The organism is Streptomyces sp. CB00316, from assembly GCF_001905595.1.
Classification (GTDB): Bacteria; Actinomycetota; Actinomycetes; order Streptomycetales; family Streptomycetaceae; genus Streptomyces.
This window is the reverse complement of record NZ_LIXI01000025.1, coordinates 1-7,661: the sequence shown is the minus strand read 5'-3', so window position 1 is coordinate 7,661 and position 7,661 is coordinate 1. Positions and strand designations below refer to the sequence as shown.

6 protein-coding genes and 1 pseudogene are annotated in these 7,661 nt (G+C 70.0%); 1 reads left to right on the top strand and 6 read right to left on the bottom strand.

Going from position 1 to position 7,661, the window contains the following annotated elements; translation table 11 throughout:
• Positions 1-141: 141 nt before the first annotated feature.
• The gene (locus AMK21_RS33505; protein ID WP_234422130.1) at positions 142-468 is read right to left on the bottom strand and encodes an ArsR/SmtB family transcription factor; all 327 of its coding nucleotides are present in this window, start codon (positions 466-468) and stop codon (positions 142-144) included.
• A 68-nt stretch (positions 469-536) separates the two neighbouring features.
• On the opposite strand from AMK21_RS33505, the gene AMK21_RS33500 reads away from it, so the two are divergent.
• Positions 537-1,586, top strand: a complete 1,050-nt coding sequence (locus tag AMK21_RS33500) for a flavin-containing monooxygenase (RefSeq protein WP_073882911.1) — start codon at positions 537-539, stop codon at positions 1,584-1,586.
• Positions 1,587-1,742: 156 nt separating this feature from the next.
• Here AMK21_RS33500 and AMK21_RS33495 read toward each other — a convergent pair whose 3' ends face one another.
• From AMK21_RS33495 to AMK21_RS33460, 5 genes and pseudogenes are all read right to left on the bottom strand, one after another.
• On the bottom strand, positions 1,743-2,006 hold the full coding sequence (locus AMK21_RS33495; RefSeq protein ID WP_073882910.1) for a hypothetical protein: 264 nt from the start codon (positions 2,004-2,006) through the stop codon (positions 1,743-1,745).
• Between the two features lie 1,526 nt (positions 2,007-3,532).
• A complete protein-coding gene (locus AMK21_RS33480; RefSeq protein WP_073882908.1) occupies positions 3,533-4,465 on the bottom strand; it encodes an ATP-dependent DNA ligase in 933 nt (310 codons plus the stop codon).
• 222 nt (positions 4,466-4,687) lie between these two features.
• Positions 4,688-4,982 (bottom strand): annotated as a pseudogene (locus tag AMK21_RS36560) (Ku protein); the annotation flags it as partial.
• A gap of 190 nt (positions 4,983-5,172) precedes the next feature.
• Positions 5,173-5,418: a hypothetical protein gene (locus AMK21_RS33470; protein WP_073882907.1), complete on the bottom strand. Its 246-nt coding sequence runs from the start codon at positions 5,416-5,418 to the stop codon at positions 5,173-5,175.
• 1,244 nt (positions 5,419-6,662) lie between these two features.
• Positions 6,663-7,661 (bottom strand): carboxymuconolactone decarboxylase family protein (locus AMK21_RS33460; protein ID WP_073882906.1); only part of this gene is annotated, 999 nt, incomplete at its 5' end.

Below are 7,661 nucleotides of genomic sequence, written 5' to 3'. Positions count from 1 at the left end.
AAGCCGGCCTCCTCGTCTCCGAACGCCGAGGGACGTGGGTCTTCTACCGGGTCGCCCCCTCCTTCGAAGCTGCCGGACCGGCCGCCTGCGCCCCCCGCACGGTCACCGGCAGCACCTGAACCGCGGCCGCGCCGGCCGGCGTCAGCAGGCGGCACCGGGCGGGCAGCAGACCGCCAGGTACGCCTGGAGTGCGGAAAGCCGCTCGGACATGGCTCTCCCGTCGGCACGGTGGAACACCTCCCTACCCTCCTTACGAGAGACGACCAGGCCCCCGCGGCGCAGCAGGCTCAGGTGCTCCGAGGCGGTCGACGGCTTCAGCCCACACCGCTCCGCGACTTCGCCGACCGTCAGCTCGACCCCACCGGCGAACTGGAACATCATCCGCTGGCGGGTCCTGCTCGCCAGTGCCCCGATGAAGTCAGCTGTCGCCTGATCGAGCGCGGCCACTTCACCACTGTCCTTCGTCACCGCTCACTCCCATCCAATATTTCGTCACTTCCCGAAACAACGACCCATTATGGAAGGTCTACGTTCTTATGGAACACGCTGATCTCATCGTCATCGGTGCCGGGCAGTCCGGTCTCGCCACAGCCGCCCTCGCCCCGCCTCACGGCTTTGCCCGCATTCTGGTGTTGGAGAGCGCCGAGGAGCCGGGCGGGGCCTGGCCGCGTTACTACGACAGCCTCACTCTGTTCTCCCCGGCCCGGTACTCCTGTCTGCCAGGCATGCGCTTCCCCGGCGACCCGGACCGCTACCCCCGCCGCGATGAAGTCGTGGACTATCTGCGTGCCTACGCTCGGCGCCTGCCCGCTTCGATCCGCACCTCGACGAGCGTCGCCTCGGTGACCCGCCAGGACGAAGTGTGGCGGGTGCGCTCCGGGGACGGGCGGGAGTTCACCGCGGCCGCGGTGGTCGCCGCGACCGGCGACTTCGGCTCCCCGTTCCTCCCCAAGACCCCGGGCCGTGCGGAGTTCGGCGGCCGTGTCCTGCATGCCGCCGACTACCGCAGCCCTCACGTGTTCGCGGGGCAGCGGGTGGTCGTGGTCGGTGGAGGAAACTCCGCGATCCAGATCGCAGCCGAACTCGGCCCGGTCGCCGACACCACCCTCGCCACCCGCCGCCCGGTCGGCTGGACACCCCAGCGACCGCTGGGCCGGGATCTGCACTGGTGGCTCAAGCACACCCAGCTCGACACCGCACCCATCCGCCGCCTGCTCGCGAAGGTCCCGGTCTCCGTGATCGACGACGGGAACTACCGGGCCGCACTCGACCGGCACGGCGTGGACCGCCGCGACATGTTCAGCCGCTTCACCGCCGACGGCGTGCTCTGGGCCGACGGAACCGAGGAGCCGGTAGACACCGTCGTCCACGCCACCGGCTACCGCCCCGCGTTCGGCTACCTCACCGGCTCGGGAGCCCTCGACGACGCCGGAGCGCCCGTTCACCGCGGCGGCTTGTCCACCACGGCGAAAGGGCTCGGCTTCGTCGGCATGGAGTTCCAGCGGAGTTTCTCCTCGAAGACGCTGCGTGGGGTGGGCCGTGACGCCGCCTGGCTCCTTCGCCGCCTGTCAGCGGCGCGCCGCTGACGCCTCAGGCGTGGCCGCTCTGTGGCCACAGCTGCTCGAACTCGGCTACCTGTTCTGAGGTGAGCTGGCTGTGGCCCAGGACCCTCATCGGTGTGGTGTGCCAGGGGCGGTCTGCCGCTGCGGTGCGAAGGTGAGCATCACACCGACGGCGCACGGCTACTCCGGCCGACCGGTGCGTTCGCCGACCTGGTGGTGGCGCAGCATGACGTAGCTGCCGAACGACGCTTCCCCGTACGTGCCATACCGTGTCGCGCAGACGAAGAGCATCTGCCGGTCACCGGCCGCCTCTTGGTGCAACTGGCGGCGCGAGCGCCACACGACGTCCGCCCGCGGCTCTGAGTCGCGGGGCCGGTCCGAGGGTATCGCCCGTGAGGTTCCCCCGAGATGCGGAAGGTTGCCGGAGATGGCCTGATGGGCCATGAGAAGGGAGCCTCTGTCATGGCTGCTGCGCCTGCTGGGGCCGGATGGCCCTCTACGATTCGGTGCGACGAACTCGCCGTCGCCGGGGCGTCCTTGCATGGATGGCGGGGCAGTTTGCCGAGGAACGTTCCTCGGCCCGCCCGCTGCCAGGACAGGTGGGTGGACGGGCGGTGATGCTGATCCCTCACCGCGAGCTGGGTGTGGAGGAGAAAGCGCTGCCGTGGGGCTACCAGCGCGTCATCGCCTCCGTGCGGCAGGCCGCCGGGCCGGTCGTGGCCTGGGAGGTCGGCGAGGTGGTGGAGGTGGACGTCAGCGCACCTGCAGGCCGCCGGCCTCGGGGCGCTGGCCGATCTCGGCTTCCGCGGACTGGACAACGACATCCTCGACCCCGTGATCGTCACCGGCTACACCGCCAGCCGCCCTCACAAGCTCACCCCGGCGCAGAAGAAAGCCGACCGCGTCTGACCGTCGGACGCGCGACGGTCGAACACGGCGTCGCGCACCTCAAGGACTGGCGGACCCTCACTGAGCTCCGCACCAATCCCGCCCGCGCCCCCCAACTTCTGCGTGCTGTGCTCGTCCTGACGAACCTCGATATCAACCGCTGACGGGTGATCTTCTCCGCGGACTCCCGCCCACGACCAGCACGAGCCCCCGAAGGCCGACCACACCAGCTCTTTGACCTGCGAATCCAGGTTGGCGGAAGCTCGTTCCCGCATCGCGGCGCGTTCCACCGGGGGAAGTGCCCGGCATCGCGCGTACCGAGTGGGCGGCGGAGTCCACTTCGGTGTGCTCTACGGGGTGGAGGAGTGCGCTAGGTTGTGCGCAACTCATCGCGTCGTGCGCGCCCCCGTGCGCCCCGGTGCGCCGTGCCCCAGGGCGTTCGGTGAGTGTGGCGCGCGTCGGCCGCTGGATGCCGGGTTCTGCGATCCGGGCGTAGGACAGGCCCCGGCACGGAAGGCCGCCAAGGGGGTACGCGGGCAGCCGAAGAAGCGGCCCGGCAGGCGCAGTGCGAGGCGCTGAAGCGGGAGCAGGCGCGAAGAGGAAGGCAGGTGGCGGGAAGCCGGCCGTGAAGAAGGCGGCAGCCAGGAGGACGGTACCGCTGTCGCGCGGGTCATTGCGGGCCGTGTACCCGGGCACCTGCCCGGCCTGCTCCAAGGACTACGCCAAGGACGAGGTCATCACGAAGGTGACCGACGGGTGGGGGCACCCCCGGCTGTGCGCCCCGGCAGTTGTCGGCAGCCGAGCGGGAGTTCGCCCGGAACAGGGCCAGGATCGAGCGCGGTGAGACGGTCCGCGGCAAAGGCCCGCGGACCGGCTGCGCGGAGCCTCACCCTCCAGAGCCCGGCGCGCCCGCTGAACTCCGAGAGGAAACCTGCCATGTCGTCCACGAAGTCGCCCGCCGAGGACTCCGGGCTCGCGGAGCCGGGTATCGCCCCCTGCGACGTGTGCACGCCGAAGACCGGACTGACGGACCACGAGGCCGGGGCCTGAACCGGTCCGGCCGTCGTACGCGGCGCTCGCCTTCAGGTGGGATTGTCGGGGGCGAGGTCGGGGCGTAGCCGGTGCCAGGAGGGGTGGCGGAGCCGTCCCGCGCGGGTGCGGGTGGTGTAGCGGACCTCGCCGACGAGGCGGGGAAGTACCCACCGGGCGCCGGTCACCGGTGGGACTTGGGCGAAGGGGCAGGTGTCGATGGCCGCGACGTGGAGGAGCTCGGCGAGCCGGGTGCGTTCGGTCTGGCTCCAGCCGGTGCCGACGCTGCCCGCGTAGTGCAGCTGCCCACCTTGCCGTTCGCCGACGAGGACTGCGCCGGGCAAGCCGGCCAGCCGGCCGCGCCCGGGCACCCACCCGCCGACCACCACATCGGCGAGACGGTGAATCTTGATCTTGATCCACGACTTCGACCGCACCCCCGGCTCGTACCGCGAAGCCAGCCGCTTGGCCAGCAACCCTTCCAGCCCGGCGCTGCGGGCCGCCTCCCAAGCCTGGGTGCCGTGCCCGGTGATCGCCCCAGGGGTCGACCACGCCGGCCCCTCCAGCCCGAGTCCCTCCAGAAGACCACGCCGCTCCGTGTACGGCAGGCCGGTGATGAGCCGCTCGTCGAGGTACAGGACATCGAAGAGCATCACGCGCACGGGCACAGCCAAGGCCATCCGCGCGGCCCTCGCCGGGGACCCGGCGAGCCCCATCCGCTGCTGCAGCCGCTCGAAGTCACTGCGTCCGTGTTCGTCGGGCGCGACGATCTCACCGTCCAGCACCGCACGGCGCCCGCCGAGAACCGAGGCGAGGGGGAGGAGCTCGGGGTACGCCGCGGTGATGTCGGTGCCGGACCGGGCCCGCACGAGCAGGGTGCCGTCGCCGGGCAGGTAGATCACCGCCCGCTGCCCGTCCTGCTTCACCTCGAAGGCGTATTGGTCCTCGACGCCTGCCGAGGGCAGGGCGCCGGGCGTAGCGAGCATCGGCTCGACCTTCGGCAGCGCACCCGCAGGGTCAGGAGGCACTGCGCCTTTTCGCAGCCGTCCTCTTCCCCGCGCTCTTCTTCCCCGAGGTTGAGCCTGCGGTGGTCTTCTTCGCGGCCGCGGTCTTGGACGAGGCCGCCTTCTTCTTCGCGGGTGCCGTCCGGCCGCCGGTCTTCTTGGAGGGGCGCATCTCGTGCACGGTCGCGTCCTCGCTGTCGTGGACTTCGACGAACGCGACGATCTCGATCTCCTTCGCCGTCGGCAGCGGCATCTGCTCCAGCTCTTCGTCCGTCACCGTGACGGTCTCGTCCTTGGAGACCTCGTACCCTTTGCCGATCTCGTCCTGGGAGACGACATGGTCGTCGAACTCGCACACCTTCCGGGTTCGGGCCCGGCCCATGTCGGTGAGGTGGATCCGGTGGAAGTGGACGTCGTGGTCCTCGGTCGCGGACACGATCTTCACTGGGATCGTGACCAGCCCGAAGCTGATCGCACCGGCCCACAGTGGCCTCGGCATCACATACCTCCAAGCCCCTCCGGCGGCGTCGGAAGGGGCAGCGGACCGGGCGCCCCGAGGCGGGCGCGGCGAGGCTGTTGCCCGCCTCCTCGATCTTCGCGCCGGGCCGGACGGCGCGCATCTCGACCGGCGCGCCCCTGCCCCGCTCTGTCCCGGACGAAGTGCGGCCGGGACAGAGCGGGGCGCGGGGTCAGTGGGTGGGGGAGTGGAGGAGGTCGTGGTCGCGTTCGTAGTTCGCCAGGGCCAGGCCGAGGGCGAAGAAGGTGGGTGCCCACTCGCCGACGAAGATGCCCCATCGGTCGGCCCGTGCGGTGCCGGTCGGCTCGATCTTCATCGATCCGACCCAGGAGACGACGGACAGGCCGATCGAGGCGAACGCCGCGGTGTAGGCGTGCTCAGCCTTCAGGCCCTTCTCGTGCAACATCTTGACGATCATGGCTCTCCCAAGGGAAGCAGGACTATGGCCTTCATCCACCGTCGCTGCTGAACAGCGACTCGGCATCTTGGGCTTTCCTCCTCGGTGCCCCTCGCAGGGAGTCTGCGCAGGTCAGGATGGTGAAGAAGGGGGTATCGAGCTGCAGTGGGTGGGTGGTGTCCGGATGGTGGTGGTGTCCTTCTTCGTGGCCGGGGTGGACCGGCCACACACGCGCTCGTAGTGTTCGTCGGCGAGCGTCCGGGTTCGCTTCGGTGGTGTCGAGTCGATCTCTTGTGTGTTTACCGAGCGTGGCTGAAGGAGCGCCCCGCCACCTGTCAAGCCCACCACAAGCGCTGAGTCGCACCGGCTGCGCACCGGCTGCGCACCGTTCGCGATGTCGGGCTGAAGGGCCCTCATCGCGCGGGTGTGCGAGGGCAACTACCGTGTCTGCGGTGCCCGGAAGTTCTGGCGGTACCTGGTCCGTCAGGATGTCGCGGTGGCCCGGTGCGCCGCCGAGCCCTTCATGTGTGACTCGGCATCACGGGGAGGGATCGGGGCGAGTGAGGGTGATCGCCACCATCCCCGACGTGAGCGCGGAACGGGCCCCGGACCTGGTGGATCGCGAGTTCGTCGCCCCTGCCCCGAACCGCCCCTGCCCCGAACCGCTGCTGGGCCGCCGGCTCCATCCGCGTCGCCACGTTCGCCCGCGTCGTCCACGTCGCCTTCGTCGTGGACACCTTCTCCCGCCGCGTCGCCGGCTGGTCAGCGGCCACATCGAAGGGAGACGCGGCTCGTCCTGGATGCCCCGGAGATGTTCTTGCGGCAGCGCGACCGGCACCAACTCCTCTACGAGTAAGGTGAGTTGCTGCGTCACTGCGATGCTGGCTCCCCAGTACCCATCGTTCGCACTCGGCGAGTTCCTCGATCGGGCAGGCATCGCCGCGTCGATCGGGTCGGTCGGCGACGCCTACGGCCATGCCCTCATGGAGTCCATGACCGACCTGTTCGAGACCGAGCTGCTCCAGCCCCGTCGCCCCTGGCGAACCTCTCCGAGGTCGAGCTGGCCACCGCCGAATGGGGTCGACCGGTACTGTCAGCGCCGTCTGCACGGTGGGATCGGGCACGTCCCACCTGTCGAACACGAGACCGACCTGCTGCCAGGCAACCCTGAAACCCCAGGTCACCACCACAATCTGAAGTCTCTGCCGAATCCGGAACGGTCGCCGGCAGTGCGTTTTCGTTTCGGAGTGGGTGGCGAGGGGGCGTCAGTACCCGGTCCGTTGCGGTTTCCCGGCCGGCTTTGTCGCCCTTGAGGGGCGGGGTAAGGGGATCCGGCTGCCGATCCGTACGGCAGTGGTGAGGGCGGCATAGGACGTGAGCTCGATGAGTTCACGGTCGGTGGGGAACCGGTTCCTGAAGGCCGCGACATCCTCCGGGAGGGTCTGCCACGGTGCGAAGGCGGTCAGGAGTGCGAGCCGGGCGGCCGGAACGTCCTTGGGCTGCAGTGCTGATACGGCTTCTACGAGCCACCCCCGGCCCGGCCCCGGAGCGGTTGCGTCCCACCGGTCGAGGCGTGACCGCAACCGCTCCCGCACTGGTTCCGGCACCCAGCGTGCCCCGTGGTCCACGGCGGCGTAGGCCCGGGCGAGGGCTTTGGCGATGGGTGGGTTGTCCTGGGCCCATGCGAGTTCGGGGGGTAGGGGTGCGGGGGGTAGCAGGCTGAGTGAGTCGCCTGGTGTCAGGGGGCCGGGTGTGGTGGGACGCATGGCCAGGGCGGTGGTGTGCATGATGGGTCCTCGTAGGGGTGTCGGTGTCCGGGCGGGCATGGGGGAGTCGGCGAGGAAGAGGGTGACCATGCGGTTGATGTAGTGGAACGTCACCACGACGCCGCAGAGTTCCGGCGTCTGGGCGTCCGTGAACGGGAGAGGGGCAGTGCTGAGGGTTGGGCTTTGCGGGCTGTGGAGTCCGGCTGTTCTGGCCCACTCGGCGACCGGGGAGAGTGTCGTGTCCGGCGGCAGGGTTTCCAGGACTGCCTGGTGGACACTGACGCAGTAGGGGCATTGATTGGCGCGTGAGACCTCGGTGGCGACGGTTTCCTTCGCCGCGCGGCTCGCGAGGCCGTCGGCGAGCAGGGTCTCACGCAGCATCATCCAGGTCGCCGCGAGCGACGCGGCGGCCGGAGAGTGGAGGGCCACGGGTGGTGCGAGGACCCCGAAGTCCCGCTCCGTGCGGCGGTACACCTGTTCGACCAGGCCTTGGGCGTG

Excerpts from the sequence above, each read along its gene's own strand:
- AMK21_RS33500 (WP_073882911.1), top strand. The coding sequence starts at position 537 with ATGGAACACGCTGATCTCATCGTCATCGGTGCCGGGCAGTCCGGTCTC.
- AMK21_RS33495 (WP_073882910.1), bottom strand. The coding sequence starts at position 2,006 with ATGGCCCATCAGGCCATCTCCGGCAACCTTCCGCATCTCGGGGGAACC.
- AMK21_RS33480 (WP_073882908.1), bottom strand. The coding sequence starts at position 4,465 with ATGCTCGCTACGCCCGGCGCCCTGCCCTCGGCAGGCGTCGAGGACCAA.
- AMK21_RS33470 (WP_073882907.1), bottom strand. The coding sequence starts at position 5,418 with ATGATCGTCAAGATGTTGCACGAGAAGGGCCTGAAGGCTGAGCACGCC.